Origin of the sequence: Streptomyces sp. NBC_01352 (assembly GCF_036237295.1) — a bacterium.
Classification (GTDB): Bacteria; Actinomycetota; Actinomycetes; order Streptomycetales; family Streptomycetaceae; genus Streptomyces; species Streptomyces plumbiresistens.
On record NZ_CP108354.1, the window covers coordinates 5,681,584 to 5,697,503 of the forward strand.

Consider the following 15,920-nt stretch of genomic DNA (forward strand, 5'->3'; position numbering starts at 1 on the left):
AGCAGGCCCTTCTCCGCGTTTACGGTCATGCAGACTCCAGGAGAGTCACGAGGGATTGCGTGGTCACGACGCAACGACGGCCGAACGGCAGCGTCTTGACGGGTGCTTCGCCACGCTTGATCAGGTAGTACAGGTGCCGAGGGCTGCAGCCGAGGGCGAGCGCGGCTTGCGGCACGTTGACCGTGGCGGGCCAGCTCTTGATGTCGTCGAGCGTGGGCCGAGCCTTCAGGGCCGCGGACGCTGGAATGTCGGTCTGGCTACGCGGCATTGGCGGTCTCCTCGTCGAGGAGGTCGTCGACGGTGCGGCCGAGGGTGTCGGCGAGCGCGGCCAGCGTGGCGACGCTGGGGTTGACGCGTCCCATCTCGTACTCGCGGATGGTGTACGTGGAGCGTCCGACGCCGATGGCGAGGTGTTCGGGGGAGAGGCCGGCCGACTTCCGGGCTTCACGGAGTCGGGGGCCGGAGAAGATCCGGGCCATGGAAGGTTCCTTAGAAACGCGAACGCCGAGCACGTGACGCGATCCGTCCTGGATCACGCACTGCCCGGCGCCTTTGGAACCTCCTGGGTGGCACCGCTGGCCTTACTCAGCAAGCTGTTCTCCACCTGGGTGAACTGGCCTGCTGCCTGGGGCTAGCAGCTCGACATTCCTGTCGAATTGCCGGGCAGCGTACTACAAGCGATCAGCTACGTAAAGAGTTGATGTTGGGGAGGGAGGCGACGCAGGGGAGGCCAACACCCCGTTTTCCGGGGTCTCGACGTCTCTCCGGTAGCGCCTCCCTTGCCTCCCTGACTGGCCATTTCCGCAGGTCATGTACAGGGAGGCAGGGCAGGGAGGCGGGTAGGGAGAACTCCCCAAGATCCGGGCGCCTCCCCGCGACTAAACGGCCTCGGATTCGTCGTCCTGGTCGACGTCGTCGCGTGCGGCGATGGCGTCGAGGATCCGGTCGAGGCTGACGTGCTGGCGTCCGCCGTTCGTCTTGTACTCGCCGTGGCCGGCCTCGTCGAGGACGCTCCGCAGGTTCCGGAACGACCAGCTGCCGTAGGCGGTCGGGTTGCGGTCCTGCAGCCCGCGCAGCACGTCCTGAGTGAGCATCCGGGTCTCGTGTCCGAGGACGGCCGCGATGTCTGCGAGCGGGTCGACAACCTCGAACGTGGGCGCGTCCACGGGCCCGGTGCCCTCGTACAGGGCCATCGCGCGCTCGACGACCGGCGTCACCTCGTCGATGCCCTTCTCGGGGTCACGCTCGACGTAGTGAGCCCGGATCACCTCGAACGGCTTGCTGGTGAATCCGTAGGTGACCGCGGTACCGACGTCCTGCCCGGGAACCAGCTCGGTCGCCCTGATGCCGGCCTTGTACTTGCCGGAACCGAGCAGACCGTCGTTGGCGACCTGGTCGCCGACCGCGAACGCGACCCGGTGGGAGGTGTTGCGGGTGACGTCGCGCGGGATGCTGTCGGCGGTCGGGGAGACGGTGACCCAGATGAGGGTGATGCCCACCTTCCGCGCCTTCTTCATGACACGGATGGCCAGCTCAGCAGCTTCCTTGCCGTAGTCCTTGCTCATGAACAGTTCGTGGCACTCGTCGAAAACGACGACCTTCGGCCGCATCCGCGGGTCCTTCAGGGCCAGCTCACGCGTCAGCTTGGTCGACTCACCGCCGAGCTCTTCCAGCAGCTTGCCCCGCTCGGTCACCTCATTGGACAGACCCCGCAGCGCGTCGAGGGCGGCCTTCAGTTGCTCGGGGTCGTCGCCCTTGACCAGGACCCGCAACCGGGGCTTGAGCGGGTCGTAGTCCACGTTCGTCGCCATCACGTACACCTCGGCGATGACGAGCGGGTCGAGGATGGCGCCGAGCAGCAGCGAGACGACGATGGACGTCTTGCCCGACCCCATGATTCCGCCGACGATCCAGTTCTTCGCCATCAGCTGGCCGATGATCTGGTCACCGCGCTGGGACACGGCGACCGGCACGCCCTTGAAGTAGTCCGTCGTGCCCTCGTGCAGCAACGGCCACGGCGGTACCGGCCCGTTCAGGGAACCCTGGTCGGCAACCCACAGGTCGAGCACACCGGGCTGCTTGGGCGGCTCGGTCGGCCACGTCTCGACGGGCTTACGCATCAGGTTGTGCGCGAGGACGTTCTTCTTGTTGTTGACCATCTCGACGGTGACGCCCATCGGCAGCTGCAGCTGCGTGTGGTACCCGTTGCCGAGCCTGGTCGTGGGCTGCACCCAACGGGGCTTCCAGCCCTCCTTGATGGCCTTGTTCAGCGGGGCGATGCTCAGGTTCTCCAGGGCCCGCATGATGGCGTTCTCGTCGGGCAGCACGTCCAGCTCGTCACCGTCGACGGGCAGTGCCCACACGGGGGCGGTCCTGGCGTGCCGGCCGACCGCCCATACTCCGGCGAGCGCCAGGAACGGCAGCGACATCAGGAACGGATCCCAGATGACGCCCACGAGGAATGCCAGCCAGCCGACCAGCTGCACGACCGCGCCGAGCGGGGCGAGCACCTGGTGTACGTCGTGGTTGTACCAGGCGAGCATCACGCCGAGGGCGAGCAGCAGACCCGTACCGGCCACGGCCGCTTGGAACAGCACCTTGGGGGCGTTCATCATCATCTGCAGCAGCTCGACGCGGCGACGGTGCCGGGCGAACCGGAAGGCGTAGGCGCGCTGTTCCCACTGCCTGATGAGTTCCTCGTTCCCGGAGGCTTCGGCGACGCGCATCATGCGTGAGTGCATCGCGGTCGTGCGGGACTCCCACGCCCGTCGGGTGAGGACGCGGGTACCGCCGACGACGTAGGAGCCGTGGCGGACGATGACGCGGTACGTGTCGTGCTGGCGGGCCTCGACGACGACACGTCGCAGTGAGTCGATACGGATACGGCGCCGGGACCGCTCCGAACCGTGTTCGGGCTGTTCAACGACCGGTTCGGGCTTGACCAGAGACACCGGTTCGGGTGTCTTCTCTACCTCGACGGTCGGACGGCTACTGATGTCCGTCATGCTGGTGGTTCCTTCTCTCTGATGAGGGATGGGAGGCCCGGGGGCGGTGGTCTGCTTGGCGGTGGATGCCGCCCCCGGGGCGGGGCTACAGGTACGGGCCGTTGATCCGGCGTGCCTCCCGGCGCACCGTGGCCTGTACGGACTCGTGGTTGGCGTCGGGCCGGACGCGCAGGATCTTGTCGACCGCGTCCTTGTTGGAGGCACCAGACGTGATCTGCTGCCGGGCCAACTCGGCGATGGAGAGTGCCGGTTCGATGGGCTTGCGAACCGTGTTCGGGCTGGCCAGAGCAGGCACCGGCTCCTCGTCGTCGACGACCTGTTCGGCCGTGTTCGCGTCGTCGTCGAGCTGGTTGAGGATCTGCTCGGCGGCGAGGATCTCGGCGCGGGCCTGCACCTCGGCGACCGCTACCCGGCGCCGGACGCCGGCGACGGCCAGCTTGGCGTTCGCCTTGCTGATCTCGGCGTCGACCCACTGACGGTCTTCGTCGGACAGAGGCTTGTCGACGTGCTTGAAGATGGCCATCCATAGCGCCTTGGCGATGACTGACACCGCGGCACCGACGACCGCCAGGGCGACGGAACCGAGCAGCGCGCCGTGCCAGGCGATCGCGCCCGCTGTGATGCCGACGAGGACGAACCCCATGTTGCGGGCGAACTTGCGCTTGCCCGGGTCGAACCTGCCGAGCCATTCCAGGATCAGAACGGTGAGCCAAGAGACGTCGAACAGGACCGCCGCGGCGTAGCCGGCGCCACCCTGCAGCAGCGCACCGATGGAGACGGTGCTCCACACGATCGCTACGACGGTGAGAACGAGGACGAGGGCAGACGCGGCCTTGATGGCGCGGGAGTCCCAGTCGGCCGGCAGGACCGGCACGCGCTTCGTGTACGGCTTGTTGATGGTGTGGGTGATGCCGTCGACGGTGTGCTCGACGGCCCTTCTACGGGTTTCGCTACGGAACTTCATGTTGATCTCCTCGGTGGGAAGTGGGGGCGGGCCCTGCCCGGTGGAGTGCGGGCAGGGACCGCGGGGACCGTGCACGGTGAGAGGCGAGCACGGGCCAGCCGGGGCCGTGCCCGGTAGGAGACGGGCACGGAACCGGTGGGTCAGAGCTGGGGGTAGGCGCGGTCGACGGCCCGGTAGCAGGCGAGGATCTGGTTGCGGGTCACTTCCTCGTGGAAGTCCTCGACGAGGAGTTGAGCCATCGCCTCCGCGCCCTGCTGAAGACCCAGCGCGCTCTCGGAGAGGACGTATGCCTCGGCGAAGTAGCGGATCTCTTCGACCGTCAGGTCGTCTCCGGTCCGTCCGTCGCCGTAGAACTTGTGCACGCCCATGTCGACCGCGGCGGCGAGGTGGTCGCGGGACACGACGACGTCGATACGGATCTTGGCGTGCGGCTCGTCGTAGGGGTCGACGAGGGTGTGCTGGTCGAGCATCGAGCGGGGCGCCGGCCGCACGGGACGTTCGAGAGAGATCGTCATGACTGCTGCTCCTTCTTCGCGGCGATCCAGGCGCGGGCCTGCTCGACGCGGGCGGTGAAGGTCTTCAGGTCTCGGATGAACTGGTCGCACTCCTCGACGTCGAGCTCGGCGTAGGGGCCGAACAGGTCGCCCTGGTCGAGGACGAGGAACCCGTCCTCGTCGCCCGGCTCGGCCACCTCGGGGAGGCACAGGTGCGCGGTGAGCTTCAGGTCGCGGGACGACAGGTGCACCTGGTCGTCCGGGATACCGACCTGCATGTAGGCGGACCGGTGAAAGATGTCGTCGACCGGGTCGTCACCGTGCTCGATGACGCACCACGACGGGCACTTTCCTGAACCGAGGGCGCTTGCTGAAGGGTGTTCGGTGATGACGGTCATCACTCGCCCCTTTCTCCGCCTTGGCGGGCGATGGCGTGCGCGAAGAGGTTGCGGCCGTGTCGGTCGCCGATGGCCTGAGCCACGACCAGCCGGGAGAACAGAACGGGGATCGGGGGGAGTGACGGTTCACCGGCCGAGGCGATCGCGGCGCGCTCGGTCGGGCGGGGCACAGTCGTGTAGCGGCTCACCGGCTCTCCCCCGTTGTGCGGTAGCCGGTGGCCGGCTTCTCGGCGATCCGGGACCGCAGGTAGTCGGCAGACCATCCGGCGTCGTCACCGCGCTGCAGGACACCCTCAAGGGCGACCCTGGCGTCCATCACGCGGTCCAACAGGATCCGGTCGTGCACCTCGCCGTCACCGACCGTCGCCGGGTACGGGATGGCGAGGGCCTCGAGGACGGCCGTCAACAGGTCACGGTCGGCACTCACGACTCACCCCGCAGGCGGATCGCCTCGGCCGCGATGTTCGCGAGGACCCGTTCAGCCGACTTGAGGCCCTCGATCAGTTGCGGGATGTCCTCGGCCGCGAAGTCCTCGATGCATTCGAGCTGTACGGACACGACCGGGTGCGGCTCCGGCCGGATCTCCAGGTGCGGGGCGTGACTGATGTACGCCTTCAGCAGGTGCACACGGCCGGCGCCGTCCGTCGTCGCCGCAGCCTTCACCCGCGTCGAGTTGTGGGTGATATCCGCCCGGTGCGGGTTGGGCTGCCACGAGTGGCCGATGCACCAGGCAGGCTCAGGCACGGTGACCTCGCCGTGGTCGAACGTCTCCAGGGTGACCGTGCCGTCGCCGTAGCGGGGCGCCCGCCGTACCGGCTCCGGAGTGCGGGGCGGATACGCGCGGTCGAGAGCGCGGCCGAGTGCGTCCATGACGGGCTGCGCCTCGACCGGGTACGCCGTCAGCTGGCCCTGGGTCACGTACCGGTCCAGCTCGATGACGGCCGCGGCGTGCAGCCAGCCCTCGACCTCCTTCCGCGTCTCCTCGACCGTGATCGTCTCGGCGTCGACGTCCGGGACCAGCTCCGTGAAGCCAATCGACAGAGCCGTCATCAGCTGCTCGCGGGACAAGGCGAACGCCACACGCACGACCGCGTCCGGCGTGACGTCCTCCTCGCGGAACACCTCGGTCGGCCCGTAGGTGGGCAGCTGGTCCAGGAACCGGGCCACCTCCGGGAACGCGCGCTCCACCGAACGCTGCGCGCGCTCCTGCTCGTCGTCGAAGTCACTCACGCGGCACCGCCGTAGACGCGGAAGCGGCGACGCTTGGCGGACGGCTTGACCGGGACGGTGTGGGGCTCCAGGGTCCAGCTCTGCAGCGCGCGGGCCAGGTTGGGCGCGGGCTCGGGGCGGACCGTGGCGACGTTGCGGTTACGGCGCGGCATCAGGCGACACCACCCTCGCGGGCCTGGCTCACGACCTCCGCGGCCTGGTCGCTGTGGGCGCGGTTCACGTCCGCCGTCATGTCCGTGATCTGCCACGGGGCGGGCAGCTCCGGCATGCCGTCGACGCGGAACGCCGTCCCGATCAGGTACCGGGCCATGCAGTCGTGCTCAAGCTCCGACCGGTTCGGCGGGAGGGACACGACGACCTCGTCACGGGTGACGTAGGCGTACCCGGTGAACCCCGGGTCGGTGATCGACGACTCGTCGAGGGTGACGTGCAATTCGTCGACGAGCTGCTGCAGCGGAGCGTCCATCAGGAAGTCGACGGACGGCTTGATGGCGGTGGTCGTCACAGCGTCACCGCCAGCTCGCTCGCAGGGATGCCGCGCTCGGCGAGGTACTGAGCGAACGCGGTACGGGAGACGCGGAAGGTGCCGCGGCCGGAGCCGATCCGGTACGCGTCGAGGCGACCGGCCTTGATCTCGCGGTAGACGGTGGCGGTGTCGACGCGCAGGGCGCTGGCGATGTTCTTGACCCGGAGCGGTTCGCCCTCCGGGGCCTGGTTCTGGGCAGGCGCGATAAGCTCATGCTGCATTCGGAGACCCAACTCTCTGATGCGTCGGCCCTGGCGGGCTCGGTGTGCAACCACCGAGATCACCCCGCTGGGGCCTTTGCGTTGTCTGAGGCAGAACGGAACTTGCGGCTTGTGCAGAAAGTGCCGCTGAAGAAGAAGTTATAACAACTATGACCCACCGGCAAGTGGCTACGGGCGAGTCGCTACAAAAGGTCCGTAGAAGTGCAGGTCAGCCACGTGGTTCACTTGTTGTGACCAATAGACGGAAGGGAACCAGTGGCCGCTCAGCCGAAACCGGCGTACCAGCAGATCGCCGACGACATCCGCCAACGCATCCTCGATGGCGTGTACCAGGCCGGAGACAAGCTGCCGACCGAGGCTGACCTGATGGCCGAGTACGGCGTCTCTCGGATCGTCGTCCGCAACGCGGTGCAGGCCCTCGTCAGCGAGGGCCTGGTTACTACACAGCGCGGCAAGGGCATGTTCGTGCGCGAGCAGCGCCCCTTGCGTAAGCGCATCTCCGGCGACCTGTACGGGAAGCGTCCGGTCGCCTCGCCGATGAAGCGGCAGACCGAGGCGGAAGGCCGGCGCTCCGAGTGGGAATACCAGACGCGCACGACGACGGCCACGAAGGCGGTAGCGGAACGGCTGGGCATCGAACCAGGCGATGAGGTCGTGCGCACGACGTACCGGTTCTTCGGCGATGACGAGCCGATCATGCTCTCGACGTCTTACGAGCCGCGCGCCCTGACGGCCGGTACGCCCATCGAGCAGCCAGAGGGCGGCACGATCACGGGCGTCGTCCCGCGCATGGACTCGATCGGCCAGCACATCACGACCGTCACCGAAGACGTCAACGCACGCGCCCCGCGGCCCTACGAAACCGAGCAGTTGCAGATGGCCCCCGGCGTGCCAGTCGTCGCCATCACGCGGACGTACTTCGTCGACGAGCGCCCGGTCGAGACGTGCGACATCGTGGTCGCTGCCGACCGGTACACCCTCAGCTACACCATCCCGATCCCGCCCGCTGAAGAGCCGTCGTGACGACTGCCGGACAACGCAGAAAAGCCCCCGCCCGACTCACCGGGCAGGGGCTTTCGTCATGTGGGACCGTCTCACGCCTCTCTCACACACTGGGTGCGCGGGACGTGCTGATGTATCGCTGACCTGCGGTCCAGTGCTCTGGAATTCGCACCATGCACGTCATGCACGTTGTTTGGTTCACTACGGATCAGAAGGTTGCAGGTTCGAATCCTGCCGAGTGCACACAGGTGAGAGGCCCCGGAGAGATCCGGGGCCTCTTGCCTTTCAAGGGCGTACAGCAGCGAAGTACAGCAACCGCGTCAACCGATGATCGACCTCATAAGGATGAGGCCACAGGTTCAAAGGATGACCGTCATACCAGTGGGGGCGCCGTCCCGGTAAGGACGGCGCCCCCACTGGACACCCGCTGACGCTCGACCAGGCAACGCTCCCGGTACGTGGCTATCGGACGTCCATGAAGTCGCCGGTCGCGTTGACCGCCGAAGTCGTCGTCGTGCCCGCGAAGCTGTAGCGGAAGTAGCCGTCGGTGGAGGCGGTGACAGTCGTCCTGAGGTTGCCCGTGGCGTCGGACTTGATCGTCTTCACCGTTGTGTAGGTGTTGCTGCCCTTCTTGCGGAACTGCAGCTTCACCGACTGGTTCGCGTAGCCGTGGTACTTGTTGTCCTCCCAGTTGGCCCGGGAGAGCTTGCCAGTGACCGTGATGGTCTTGCCCTTCTTCACCGGCTCCGGCGAGGCGTTGACCGTCAGCCTCGAGTAGCGCTGCACCTTGAATGTGGTGGCCGCGTCCCGGTGGATGTAGTTGTAGTCGTTGGCGGAGACCAGCGTGGCGAGGTTCCAGGTGGACGCCGCGCTGTTGCCGACGAAGCCGGTCGACGCCTGCGGGTCGAAGGTCAGCGTGCCCGTGCAGGTCGACGTGGTGGCGCTCGCCTCGACGCACGTGATCTCGCCGTCGTCGTACCAGATCTGCGCGTAGTTCGGATTCGGACCGTAGGCGCTGATGTACGTGGTCTGGGCGATGCCCGAATCGTCCGAGGCGGTCACGGAGACCTTGGCGGACACCACGTTGGTGGTACCGACCACGACCGGCTTGCCGCCGTTGACGACGACCTTGTCGATCGTGATGTTGCCCGAGCCGCCGTCTGCCGCCTGGGCGGTGGTGGCACCGATTGCGGTGGCGACCAGCGCGACGCTGGTGCCGAGCAGGGCAAGGCGCATGGTGGTGCGCATAAATATCCCCCACGGATTCTGTGATTGATCAGAGGGAGCGTACGGCGTTGGCCAACGGTTAACCACGGGTTTCTTTCAACGCCTCACCCACTACAGCAGCGAAGGTCAGAAGCTCGGGACCGGACGGCACCGCGGTCAGTGACTGAGTCAGCTGGGCCCGGCGCTGGACGCGGGATACCCTGCGTCGCTCTCCGCCGGCCGATGCCGAACTGGACATCGTGAGCGAGCGCCGTCAACGACGACGATTGGTACATGGGCTCACCGCCGCGTTCAGTGCTCCCAGACGTCCGGGCCGCCCTCGCGCCACTCGATCAGGCCGGACTGCCGCACCCAGTCGTCGTCGGCGTCCTCCAGGCCCGCGAGGCGGAGGAACTCGATGATGTCCAGCAGCCCGTAAGCCATCCCCACGAATCGGCCGTCGACGCGGACGCGTCGGCCGCCGTCCGCGCCGGGCGGGTAGATCGCGATGGGCTTTGCGTCGGCCATGGCATCAGCCTGACGCTGAGCCGGGAGGGGCGCATGGTGTGATGCGCTGGTTGTGTGCTGGTCAGATCTGGTCTGGCTGAGGACGGTCCCCCACGAATGCCCGTTCCGAGGTGCCTGTCAGATCCGGCCTGCTTAGCGTCGTCGTGCGGAGCCGCGCGGATCGCGCCGCGTCGAGACGATGGAGAGGCACCTTCATGGCAGTCGTGATGACCTTTGGCTGGCCCGAGATCACGCCCGAGTTGTACGACACGGTGCGCAAGAAGGCGCGGTGGGAGGAGGAGCCCCCGGACGGGTGCCTGATGCACGTGGCGTGGTTCGCCGCCGACGGGTTCCACGTGCTCGACATCTGGGAGTCGGAGGAGCACTTCGGCCGGTTCATCGCCACCAGGATCGAGCCCGTACTCAAGGGCGAACTGGGGGTGGAGAGCGACCCCGAGCCAGAGTTCTTCCCGCTGCACCGGCGCTTCGTGGCTCCGGGCGTGAGCGGCGCCGCCTGACGGTCCGTTCAGCAGCAGCCCTTGCCCTGCCAGGCGTCGCGGCCTTCCTTTGCGGCGATCGCGGCGATGACCAGGGCGGCGAGCAGGCGGACTACTGGGCCGCGGTCGCTGCCAGGCGGTGGAACGCCTGGGTGGTGTGGGGGTGGGCGAGTTCGTCCAGCAGGTGTCGCCACTCGGGGTCGGCGACGGTGGGGTGTGCCTCGTCCCAGACGGTGAGGAGCGGGGCGAGGTCGCTCTCGTGGCGGGTCTCGGTCGGGTAGTCCATGGGAGGTTCCTTCCCGGTGGCGGCTGCGTTTCGTTGGGTTCAACAATGCCGTCAGCCGCCTTCCCGAACCATGGAGTGACCTACCGGACCGAGAGGGCAGGTAGCTACACCCCGGGGGTCTGCTCTTCCCCCGGGGCGGCTGGGGTTTGGCGTCCGTCTCAGTTCAGGTGGCTCAAGCGTCTTCCTCGGCTTTCCGCCACGCGGAGGGCGTCCCGGAGGGCCTCCGTCAGGCGTTCCGCCAGGTAGCGGAGTTCGCCGGGTGGTGTGTTCGGGAGCAAGTCATGGGCGTGGGCGAGGAGTTCGGTGCCCATGCCGAGTTGGATCGACTCCGTGGCGTCGGCCAGGCGGGAGATCGGGCCGGTGCGGTGGTCATCGGTGAGCAGGTAGCAGGGTTTGCCCTCCGCGCCGGTCCAAGGGAGGAGGCGGGGTTCGCGCGGCGGCTGCGGCTGCGGCTGCGGTTCCATCAGGCGACCTCCAACCCGTGGATCCGGTACGGGCCCTGCTCGTGGGCGGTGAGGTACGGGCGTACGGAGCGGGTCGCGGTGGCGTCGAGGGGGGTGTCGAGGCCGTACGGGCTCCGGGGAGCGGGGAGGGGTGCGGCGGCCGGTCGTACGGGGAGGACGCGCGTGGGGTGAGGGGGCGGGGGTGGTGAGCTGCGTGGCTTCAGCAGCAGGGCCACCCACGTGGCGAGGTGGTGGATAAGGTCGGTCACGTCATCAGCTCCGGTAGGTGTAGCTGGTGGCCACGCCCCCGGACGGCTCCACCCGTCGCGGGGGTTTCCATGGCCCTTCCTCGGCCGCGGAGTGGCGTTCCAGTCGCGGTCTACCGAAGTCTACTGCGGTCGCGCGGTCTACCGCAGAGTTTTAGCGTCCACCGCATGAGTCCCGACCTTGACCGCACCCGGCCCGTCTGGCGGCAGGTCGCCGCTGCCATCGCCGACCGCATCGCGTCCGGCGAGTACCCGGTGGGTGCTCGGGTGCCGTCCGTCGTCGAGTTGTCCGCGGAGTTCGGCATCGCGGCCTCCACCGCGCAGAAGGCGCTGGCCCACCTCAAATCGGAGGGGCTCGTCCGAGCTGAGGTGGGACTCGGGTCCTTCGTCGCCGAGCGCCCCGAAACCCCGCCCGCCGAAGGCTGAGAACTGAGTCGCAGAGCTGAGTACGGGTACTCACGACCCGTACGCCCGGTCGATCCACCATGGACGCATACGACGACCAACCGGGGGAGAAACCGATGAACGCTCGCTCTGCACGCTCACGCAGGCTCGTCCGTCTGATGTTCGCCAACCCCGCTTCGGCGGTCTACCTCGGGCTGGTCGCGGCCTCCATGGTGATCGCCGCGGTCGAGCCGTTGTTGGGGGAGAACTCGGACGGCTCGATGATCTGGGTGTGGCCCGCGTTGTTCACCTTCCCCGTGTTCGGGGTCGTCGCGGGCCTCGGTGAGGCGGTGTTCGGGGGCGCGGCCCCTGCGTGGTTCTTCGTCGGCGGGATCGTCGTCTCCGCGTTGGCCCAGTCGCTCGCCTTCGGGGCGGTCCTGGACTCCCTGCGCGGGCGGCAGCGGCGACGGGTTCCGCGTCCGCACGGCGGCTGAGACGGTTCGGCGCGGGGAGATCGATCCCGCCGACCTGATGAGCTCGACCCGGAGTACGGGTTATCCGTAGTACGGCCCCGCCGCGCTCCACGTCGAGTGGCCGAAGACGTTGTCGTCGGCGATCGTGATCTTGACGTTGGTGACCTTGAGTCCGTACTGGGTCGGGGTCATGCCCTCGGGGCAGTCGACGGTCTCGGCCGGGAAGTTCATGTAGAAGTGGGGGCCGGCGTCGCGGGTGGGGTACTGGCGGTGTTCGTAGAGGACCCAGTTGGCCTCGGCGTAGTAGTAGGTCCGCAGCAACTCCTGCTGCTGGGTGCGGACCACGAAGCTGGTGCCGTGGTCGAACGTGCCGTCCGGGCGCAGGCAGCCGAAGGTGCGGGCGGTGTCGGCGTACGCCTTGAACCAGTAGTCGGTGCTGCCGAGGTCCGCGAGGTAGCCCGGCTGGTTGCGGACGTTGTGGAGGGTGACGCCCAGCTTGAAGCCGCCGCAGCCGGGTGTCGCGTCGTAGTCGTGGTAGGTGTTCAGGCACTTGCGGTCGCCGAAGTAGGCGGTGGGGTCGGGGTTGTAGGGCTGCGGGACGACCGTGTCGTAGAACTTCACCGTGGCCGAGACGCCGCCGGCGGTGGGTGCCGGGATGTCGGTCGTGGTGGTGGCCTGGGCGGTGCCCGGGCCGGACAGGGCGAGGCCGGTTGCGGCGAGCAGCGCGATGGTCAGTCGCGAGAGTGCTCTTCGCTTGGTCCGTACGTTCCTCGTACTGCGTGCGATCCGCGTATTCCGCATGTGAAGGAGTCCCCCTCGTGCACATGGTGCACTTTCGCGTGAACAGTGGCATGGGCACGCTATCCGGCCAATGATCCGTCATCCGGCAAAAGCCTCAGCCCTCACAAACGGAGGATTCCAGTCGCTCGTGGCTCGCTTCGGTGCCGTTGTTCGGTCCGTGCGACTCCCGCCGCCCGCGAAGACGAACAGGCGCAGGACCAGGAAGCGGCCGATGCCGGCGAGGCCGGACGCTGAGAGGTAGACCGCCTGCTGCCAGAGCATGCTCGGCGAGGACTGCAGCGCGTGCAGGACCAGCACCGCGGCGCTGGTCACGACGTACGCGGCGGTCGCCGAGCCGGCCGACTGCAGGTGCCGGCGCCAGCCGGGGCGCCGGCCGGTGCCGAAGGTGAACAGGGCGTGCAGTTCGGTGCAGAGGAGGGTGGAGGCGACGGTGATCACCGCGTTGGCCACCGCCCAGGGCATCGTCAGGGCCACCAGGGGTACGGCGAAGCTGGAGAGGACTCCGATGCCGCCGCCGCACACCACGAAGCGGACGAAGGAGGCGAGGGGGCCCGGCGCCGCCTGTGGCTTCGCGGTGGAGGACGGCGACGGCGACTCCATGACGTTTCCTTCCGGGCGGCGGGCTCGAACTCTCTGGCCTGGCCGATCACTTGGATCGACCGAGGTCAACGATGCCGTCGCGGGCCGCCCGGAACGATGGTGTGCCCTACCGAACCGAAGGTGGTGCTGGCTCCACCATGACGGGGTGGCCGCCCGGGGGTTGGGGGCGAGATCGGGTCGTCAGGACTGGAGCGGTACGAAGCCGCCGTGCGCCGTGCCCGAGCTCAACAGGTGGGACCAGTCGAGCACTTCGGGCAGCCGGTCGAGGGACAGGACGACCGCACCGCCCGCCTGCTCGGCGTCGGCGCACCAGGCGGACGCGGCCTCGGGGTCGTCGTCGCTCACCGCGCCACCGTCCAGCACCGGCGCGGCCATGGCGGGGACGATCAGCCCGTGCTCCCCCGGCCCGTCCACCACGCACATGGTGAGCTTCGGGACGATGCCCCAGCCATCGCACACGGGTATCGCACCGTCCGGCGCGATCAGGGCCGGCAGGACGTCGTGGACAGGGGCTTCGGCCAGCAGCAGTACGGGAGTTGTTCCTCGTACGAACAGGGTGTTCTCGGGATTCAGTAGCACCGGCGCATTTTGGCAGGCGGGCTGTTAGGGGCGAGGATCCCGGTCGGCCTTGCCCTTGCTCTCGCCTCTCTCCTCGCCCTCGTCCGGGCCGCCCGCGTCCTGCACCCGCATCTCCTCGATGTAGCCGTGCGCGAGAGTGGTCGTGCGGGTGAACCAGTCGGTGAGTACGGCGATCTCGTCGGCGGAGTAGTCGGCGAAGAGGGCGTTGAGGCGGGCGTAGTAGGGCTCGTAGAGGGCGTGGACGCGGGCGACCGCGGACGGGACGGCGGCGACGCGGACGCGGCGGCGGTCGCTCGGGTCGGCGACGCGGGTGACGAAGCCGGCGCGGACCAGGCGGTTGAGGATGCCGGTCACCGCGCCCGTGGTGACGTGGGCGTGCTCCGCGAGGTCGCCGGCCGTGAGCAGGTCCTCACCGGCCTTGAGGACGCAGGCGAAACAGAGGAGGTCGGTGACGTTCAGGCCCAGCCGCTGGGCCATCTCCTGCTGGCCGAGCAGGTGGGCGGCGACGAGGGAGTCCATCGCCGACAGCGCCTGGGCCGGGGTCGCGGCGGGGCGCGGCTTGGCTTGCATGCGGGTACTTCCTACTTCCTTATTCTCTTAGTACGTGAGAGATTTAGGCAGTAAACTTCTCACGTGGTGAGAGATCTGGCTTTGGGCTCTGGGAGGCGGGGACGTGAGCGCACATCAGTATGACCACGGCCATACGGTCGCGGGATGGGGCGGATTCGGTGTCGCGAGCATCGGTACCGCGGTCGTGGGGACGGGAGTGTGTCTGGTGTCCGCCCCGCTCCTGGTCGGCGGACTCGCGATCGTGGTCGTGAGTCTCCTCGGCACCTGGGCCCTTCACCTCACCGGCTGGGGCAAGCCGCCGGGGCGGCGGCCCAGGGCGGAGTGGGGGATGCGGGTGCGGGACCTGTCGGCGCGCGGCGGGCACCCGGGGTGCGTCGGGTGCCGGATGGCGGGGCGGGGAGTGCGGCGTACGGCCGCGGCGGATCCCCCGGTCGTGGTGGCGGTGGCGGCACCGGTGGGCGGGGAGCCCGAGCCCGCTACCGCCAACCTCGGTGGCTGAGCCGCTCCCCACCGTGATTGTCAGTGCCGCCCTCTACTCTCGGCAGAGATGGCACAGGCATGGAAGTGCGCGGGGCTGCGCTGGTCGGCGGGCGGGCCCGAGCTGGTGTGGGACGGGGGTCGGCGCAGCGCGCTGACCTGGGGAAAGCGGGTGGCCTTCGGGGTCGCGGAGGGGGGCGTGCGGACATGTGTGGGAGCGCGGGGTCATGCGTGTCCGGTGCGGGCGGCCGTGCCGGCGCGGAGTACGGGGGCGCGGTGCGAGGAGTGCGCGCGGCTGGACCGGGCGCACTCCGTGGCCGCCGACACCATCGCGGACGACCCGCGGCCGTACCGCGTATACCTGGCCTGGTTCGGGCCCGGCATGCTCAAGGTCGGGATCACCGCCGAAGAGCGGGGCTCGGCGCGGCTGCTTGAGCAGGGTGCCGTCTGCTTCAGCTGGCTGGGCGTCGGGCCGCTCATGGCCGCGCGCCGCACCGAGGAACTGCTGCGCGCCGCGCTCGGGGTGCCCGACCGGATTCCGTACGCCGAGAAGCGCGTCGTACGGGCCGCGTTGCCGGGGACGGAAGCCGAGCGGGCCGCCGAGATCGCGGAGTTGCACGCGCGGGCCGTGGCGCTCGGTGGGTGGCCGGAGTCGCTCACCCCGGCGCCCCTCCAAACGGTCGACCACGTCCGGGTGTTCGGGCTCGCGGAGCTGCCGACCGCGGTCGGGGCGGTGGGCGAGCTCGTCGCGGGCGGCGCGGTGAGCGGGCGGCTGGTGGCGGCCGCAGGGCCCGACCTGCATCTGGTGACCGGGGGCGGGGACACGGTCGTACTCGACACGAGGTTGATGACGGGGTGGGAGCTGGTGCCCGCCGGGAGCGAGGACGTCACCGTTCCGGTGCGCCAGTTCAAGGCGGCGCCGCCGGGCGTGCAGTCCGGGCTGTTCTGATGCGTCGGTGCGTCGGTGCGTCGGTGGGTCGCCCAGGGTTTC

General features: G+C 68.7%; 27 protein-coding genes and 1 pseudogene. 6 read left to right on the top strand and 22 right to left on the bottom strand.

Annotated elements, in window-relative coordinates; all coding sequences use genetic code 11:
• Window positions 1–25 precede the first annotated feature (25 nt).
• The 12 genes from OG252_RS26325 to OG252_RS26380 form a co-directional block, all read right to left on the bottom strand.
• Window positions 26–268: a helix-turn-helix transcriptional regulator gene (locus OG252_RS26325; RefSeq protein ID WP_329339142.1), complete on the bottom strand. Its 243-nt coding sequence runs from the start codon at window positions 266–268 to the stop codon at window positions 26–28.
• Window positions 258–479, bottom strand: coding sequence for a helix-turn-helix transcriptional regulator (locus tag OG252_RS26330; protein ID WP_329339144.1), 222 nt, complete (start codon window positions 477–479; stop codon window positions 258–260). The genes OG252_RS26325 and OG252_RS26330 overlap by 11 nt, the downstream gene beginning before the upstream one ends.
• Window positions 480–878: 399 nt before the next feature.
• A complete protein-coding gene (locus OG252_RS26335) occupies window positions 879–3,005 on the bottom strand; it encodes a zonular occludens toxin domain-containing protein (protein WP_329339146.1) in 2,127 nt (708 codons plus the stop codon).
• 85 nt (window positions 3,006–3,090) lie between these two features.
• Window positions 3,091–3,969, bottom strand: a complete 879-nt coding sequence (locus OG252_RS26340; RefSeq protein WP_329339149.1) for a hypothetical protein — start codon at window positions 3,967–3,969, stop codon at window positions 3,091–3,093.
• Window positions 3,970–4,109: 140 nt separating this feature from the next.
• Entirely contained in the window at window positions 4,110–4,484 is a 375-nt protein-coding gene (locus OG252_RS26345) for a hypothetical protein (protein ID WP_329339151.1), read from the bottom strand.
• Window positions 4,481–4,861 carry a DUF6907 domain-containing protein gene (locus OG252_RS26350; RefSeq protein WP_329339153.1) on the bottom strand — a complete coding sequence of 127 codons (381 nt, stop codon included), beginning with the start codon at window positions 4,859–4,861 and terminating at the stop codon, window positions 4,481–4,483. Before OG252_RS26350 ends, OG252_RS26345 begins: the two co-directional genes overlap by 4 nt.
• Entirely contained in the window at window positions 4,861–5,049 is a 189-nt protein-coding gene (locus OG252_RS26355; protein WP_329339155.1) for a hypothetical protein, read from the bottom strand. The genes OG252_RS26350 and OG252_RS26355 overlap by 1 nt, the downstream gene beginning before the upstream one ends.
• A complete protein-coding gene (locus tag OG252_RS26360) occupies window positions 5,046–5,288 on the bottom strand; it encodes a hypothetical protein (RefSeq protein WP_329339157.1) in 243 nt (80 codons plus the stop codon). Before OG252_RS26360 ends, OG252_RS26355 begins: the two co-directional genes overlap by 4 nt.
• Window positions 5,285–6,091 carry a DUF6907 domain-containing protein gene (locus OG252_RS26365; protein WP_329339159.1) on the bottom strand — a complete coding sequence of 269 codons (807 nt, stop codon included), beginning with the start codon at window positions 6,089–6,091 and terminating at the stop codon, window positions 5,285–5,287. The genes OG252_RS26360 and OG252_RS26365 overlap by 4 nt, the downstream gene beginning before the upstream one ends.
• The gene (locus OG252_RS26370) at window positions 6,088–6,243 is read right to left on the bottom strand and encodes a hypothetical protein (RefSeq protein ID WP_329339161.1); all 156 of its coding nucleotides are present in this window, start codon (window positions 6,241–6,243) and stop codon (window positions 6,088–6,090) included. Before OG252_RS26370 ends, OG252_RS26365 begins: the two co-directional genes overlap by 4 nt.
• A complete protein-coding gene (locus tag OG252_RS26375; RefSeq protein ID WP_329339163.1) occupies window positions 6,243–6,596 on the bottom strand; it encodes a hypothetical protein in 354 nt (117 codons plus the stop codon). Before OG252_RS26375 ends, OG252_RS26370 begins: the two co-directional genes overlap by 1 nt.
• Window positions 6,593–6,838 (bottom strand): helix-turn-helix domain-containing protein, encoded by a 246-nt coding sequence (locus OG252_RS26380; protein WP_329339166.1) that lies wholly within the window; start codon window positions 6,836–6,838, stop codon window positions 6,593–6,595. The genes OG252_RS26375 and OG252_RS26380 overlap by 4 nt, the downstream gene beginning before the upstream one ends.
• A 255-nt stretch (window positions 6,839–7,093) precedes the next feature.
• Between OG252_RS26380 and OG252_RS26385 the strand changes: the two genes are divergently transcribed.
• On the top strand, window positions 7,094–7,861 hold the full coding sequence (locus OG252_RS26385) for a GntR family transcriptional regulator (protein ID WP_329339168.1): 768 nt from the start codon (window positions 7,094–7,096) through the stop codon (window positions 7,859–7,861).
• 441 nt (window positions 7,862–8,302) lie between these two features.
• On the opposite strand, the gene OG252_RS26390 is transcribed toward OG252_RS26385, so the two are convergent.
• Window positions 8,303–9,088: a calcium-binding protein gene (locus tag OG252_RS26390; RefSeq protein WP_329339170.1), complete on the bottom strand. Its 786-nt coding sequence runs from the start codon at window positions 9,086–9,088 to the stop codon at window positions 8,303–8,305.
• Between the two features lie 270 nt (window positions 9,089–9,358).
• On the bottom strand, window positions 9,359–9,574 hold the full coding sequence (locus OG252_RS26395; protein WP_266436910.1) for a hypothetical protein: 216 nt from the start codon (window positions 9,572–9,574) through the stop codon (window positions 9,359–9,361).
• Between the two features lie 194 nt (window positions 9,575–9,768).
• Between OG252_RS26395 and OG252_RS26400 the strand changes: the two genes are divergently transcribed.
• On the top strand, window positions 9,769–10,071 hold the full coding sequence (locus OG252_RS26400; protein ID WP_329339173.1) for a hypothetical protein: 303 nt from the start codon (window positions 9,769–9,771) through the stop codon (window positions 10,069–10,071).
• Between the two features lie 8 nt (window positions 10,072–10,079).
• Here the strand turns inward: OG252_RS26400 and OG252_RS26405 are convergent.
• From OG252_RS26405 to OG252_RS26420, 4 genes and pseudogenes are all read right to left on the bottom strand, one after another.
• A pseudogene (locus OG252_RS26405) lies at window positions 10,080–10,154 on the bottom strand (cation transporter); the annotation flags it as partial.
• Window positions 10,155–10,162: 8 nt separating this feature from the next.
• Window positions 10,163–10,336 (bottom strand): hypothetical protein, encoded by a 174-nt coding sequence (locus tag OG252_RS26410; protein ID WP_266436915.1) that lies wholly within the window; start codon window positions 10,334–10,336, stop codon window positions 10,163–10,165.
• Between the two features lie 158 nt (window positions 10,337–10,494).
• Entirely contained in the window at window positions 10,495–10,800 is a 306-nt protein-coding gene (locus OG252_RS26415) for a hypothetical protein (protein WP_329339176.1), read from the bottom strand.
• Window positions 10,800–11,048, bottom strand: a complete 249-nt coding sequence (locus OG252_RS26420) for a hypothetical protein (protein ID WP_329339177.1) — start codon at window positions 11,046–11,048, stop codon at window positions 10,800–10,802. Before OG252_RS26420 ends, OG252_RS26415 begins: the two co-directional genes overlap by 1 nt.
• 165 nt (window positions 11,049–11,213) lie before the next feature.
• Between OG252_RS26420 and OG252_RS26425 the strand changes: the two genes are divergently transcribed.
• Together OG252_RS26425 and OG252_RS26430 are read left to right on the top strand one after the other, a co-directional pair.
• Window positions 11,214–11,471 carry a GntR family transcriptional regulator gene (locus OG252_RS26425; RefSeq protein WP_266436924.1) on the top strand — a complete coding sequence of 86 codons (258 nt, stop codon included), beginning with the start codon at window positions 11,214–11,216 and terminating at the stop codon, window positions 11,469–11,471.
• 95 nt (window positions 11,472–11,566) lie between these two features.
• Entirely contained in the window at window positions 11,567–11,923 is a 357-nt protein-coding gene (locus OG252_RS26430) for an SCO4225 family membrane protein (protein WP_329339180.1), read from the top strand.
• Window positions 11,924–11,983: 60 nt separating this feature from the next.
• Here OG252_RS26430 and OG252_RS26435 read toward each other — a convergent pair whose 3' ends face one another.
• The 4 genes from OG252_RS26435 to OG252_RS26450 all read right to left on the bottom strand — a co-directional run bounded on the left by OG252_RS26435 (window position 11,984) and on the right by OG252_RS26450 (window position 14,452).
• Complete coding sequence (locus OG252_RS26435) at window positions 11,984–12,703, bottom strand: hypothetical protein (RefSeq protein WP_266436929.1); 720 nt, start codon at window positions 12,701–12,703, stop codon at window positions 11,984–11,986.
• 78 nt (window positions 12,704–12,781) lie between these two features.
• The gene (locus OG252_RS26440; RefSeq protein WP_329339183.1) at window positions 12,782–13,303 is read right to left on the bottom strand and encodes a GtrA family protein; all 522 of its coding nucleotides are present in this window, start codon (window positions 13,301–13,303) and stop codon (window positions 12,782–12,784) included.
• 180 nt (window positions 13,304–13,483) lie between these two features.
• Window positions 13,484–13,882: a hypothetical protein gene (locus OG252_RS26445; RefSeq protein WP_329339185.1), complete on the bottom strand. Its 399-nt coding sequence runs from the start codon at window positions 13,880–13,882 to the stop codon at window positions 13,484–13,486.
• Window positions 13,883–13,906: 24 nt separating this feature from the next.
• The gene (locus OG252_RS26450; protein WP_329339187.1) at window positions 13,907–14,452 is read right to left on the bottom strand and encodes a MarR family winged helix-turn-helix transcriptional regulator; all 546 of its coding nucleotides are present in this window, start codon (window positions 14,450–14,452) and stop codon (window positions 13,907–13,909) included.
• A gap of 103 nt (window positions 14,453–14,555) precedes the next feature.
• On the opposite strand from OG252_RS26450, the gene OG252_RS26455 reads away from it, so the two are divergent.
• Entirely contained in the window at window positions 14,556–14,951 is a 396-nt protein-coding gene (locus OG252_RS26455) for an HGxxPAAW family protein (protein WP_266436938.1), read from the top strand.
• A gap of 48 nt (window positions 14,952–14,999) precedes the next feature.
• Entirely contained in the window at window positions 15,000–15,878 is an 879-nt protein-coding gene (locus tag OG252_RS26460) for a DUF2797 domain-containing protein (protein ID WP_329339190.1), read from the top strand.
• Window positions 15,879–15,920 lie beyond the last annotated feature (42 nt).

Coding starts and splice junctions, on each gene's coding strand:
- OG252_RS26350 (WP_329339153.1), bottom strand. CDS start 4,861: ATGACCGTCATCACCGAACACCCTTCAGCAAGCGCCCTCGGTTCAGGA.
- OG252_RS26410 (WP_266436915.1), bottom strand. CDS start 10,336: ATGGACTACCCGACCGAGACCCGCCACGAGAGCGACCTCGCCCCGCTC.
- OG252_RS26440 (WP_329339183.1), bottom strand. CDS start 13,303: ATGGAGTCGCCGTCGCCGTCCTCCACCGCGAAGCCACAGGCGGCGCCG.
- OG252_RS26370 (WP_329339161.1), bottom strand. CDS start 6,243: ATGCCGCGCCGTAACCGCAACGTCGCCACGGTCCGCCCCGAGCCCGCG.
- OG252_RS26400 (WP_329339173.1), top strand. CDS start 9,769: ATGGCAGTCGTGATGACCTTTGGCTGGCCCGAGATCACGCCCGAGTTG.
- OG252_RS26330 (WP_329339144.1), bottom strand. CDS start 479: ATGGCCCGGATCTTCTCCGGCCCCCGACTCCGTGAAGCCCGGAAGTCG.
- OG252_RS26390 (WP_329339170.1), bottom strand. CDS start 9,088: ATGCGCACCACCATGCGCCTTGCCCTGCTCGGCACCAGCGTCGCGCTG.
- OG252_RS26425 (WP_266436924.1), top strand. CDS start 11,214: ATGAGTCCCGACCTTGACCGCACCCGGCCCGTCTGGCGGCAGGTCGCC.
- OG252_RS26460 (WP_329339190.1), top strand. CDS start 15,000: ATGGCACAGGCATGGAAGTGCGCGGGGCTGCGCTGGTCGGCGGGCGGG.
- OG252_RS26345 (WP_329339151.1), bottom strand. CDS start 4,484: ATGACGATCTCTCTCGAACGTCCCGTGCGGCCGGCGCCCCGCTCGATG.
- OG252_RS26450 (WP_329339187.1), bottom strand. CDS start 14,452: ATGCAAGCCAAGCCGCGCCCCGCCGCGACCCCGGCCCAGGCGCTGTCG.
- OG252_RS26435 (WP_266436929.1), bottom strand. CDS start 12,703: ATGCGGAATACGCGGATCGCACGCAGTACGAGGAACGTACGGACCAAG.
- OG252_RS26430 (WP_329339180.1), top strand. CDS start 11,567: ATGAACGCTCGCTCTGCACGCTCACGCAGGCTCGTCCGTCTGATGTTC.
- OG252_RS26340 (WP_329339149.1), bottom strand. CDS start 3,969: ATGAAGTTCCGTAGCGAAACCCGTAGAAGGGCCGTCGAGCACACCGTC.
- OG252_RS26325 (WP_329339142.1), bottom strand. CDS start 268: ATGCCGCGTAGCCAGACCGACATTCCAGCGTCCGCGGCCCTGAAGGCT.
- OG252_RS26395 (WP_266436910.1), bottom strand. CDS start 9,574: ATGGCCGACGCAAAGCCCATCGCGATCTACCCGCCCGGCGCGGACGGC.
- OG252_RS26335 (WP_329339146.1), bottom strand. CDS start 3,005: ATGACGGACATCAGTAGCCGTCCGACCGTCGAGGTAGAGAAGACACCC.
- OG252_RS26415 (WP_329339176.1), bottom strand. CDS start 10,800: ATGGAACCGCAGCCGCAGCCGCAGCCGCCGCGCGAACCCCGCCTCCTC.
- OG252_RS26380 (WP_329339166.1), bottom strand. CDS start 6,838: ATGCAGCATGAGCTTATCGCGCCTGCCCAGAACCAGGCCCCGGAGGGC.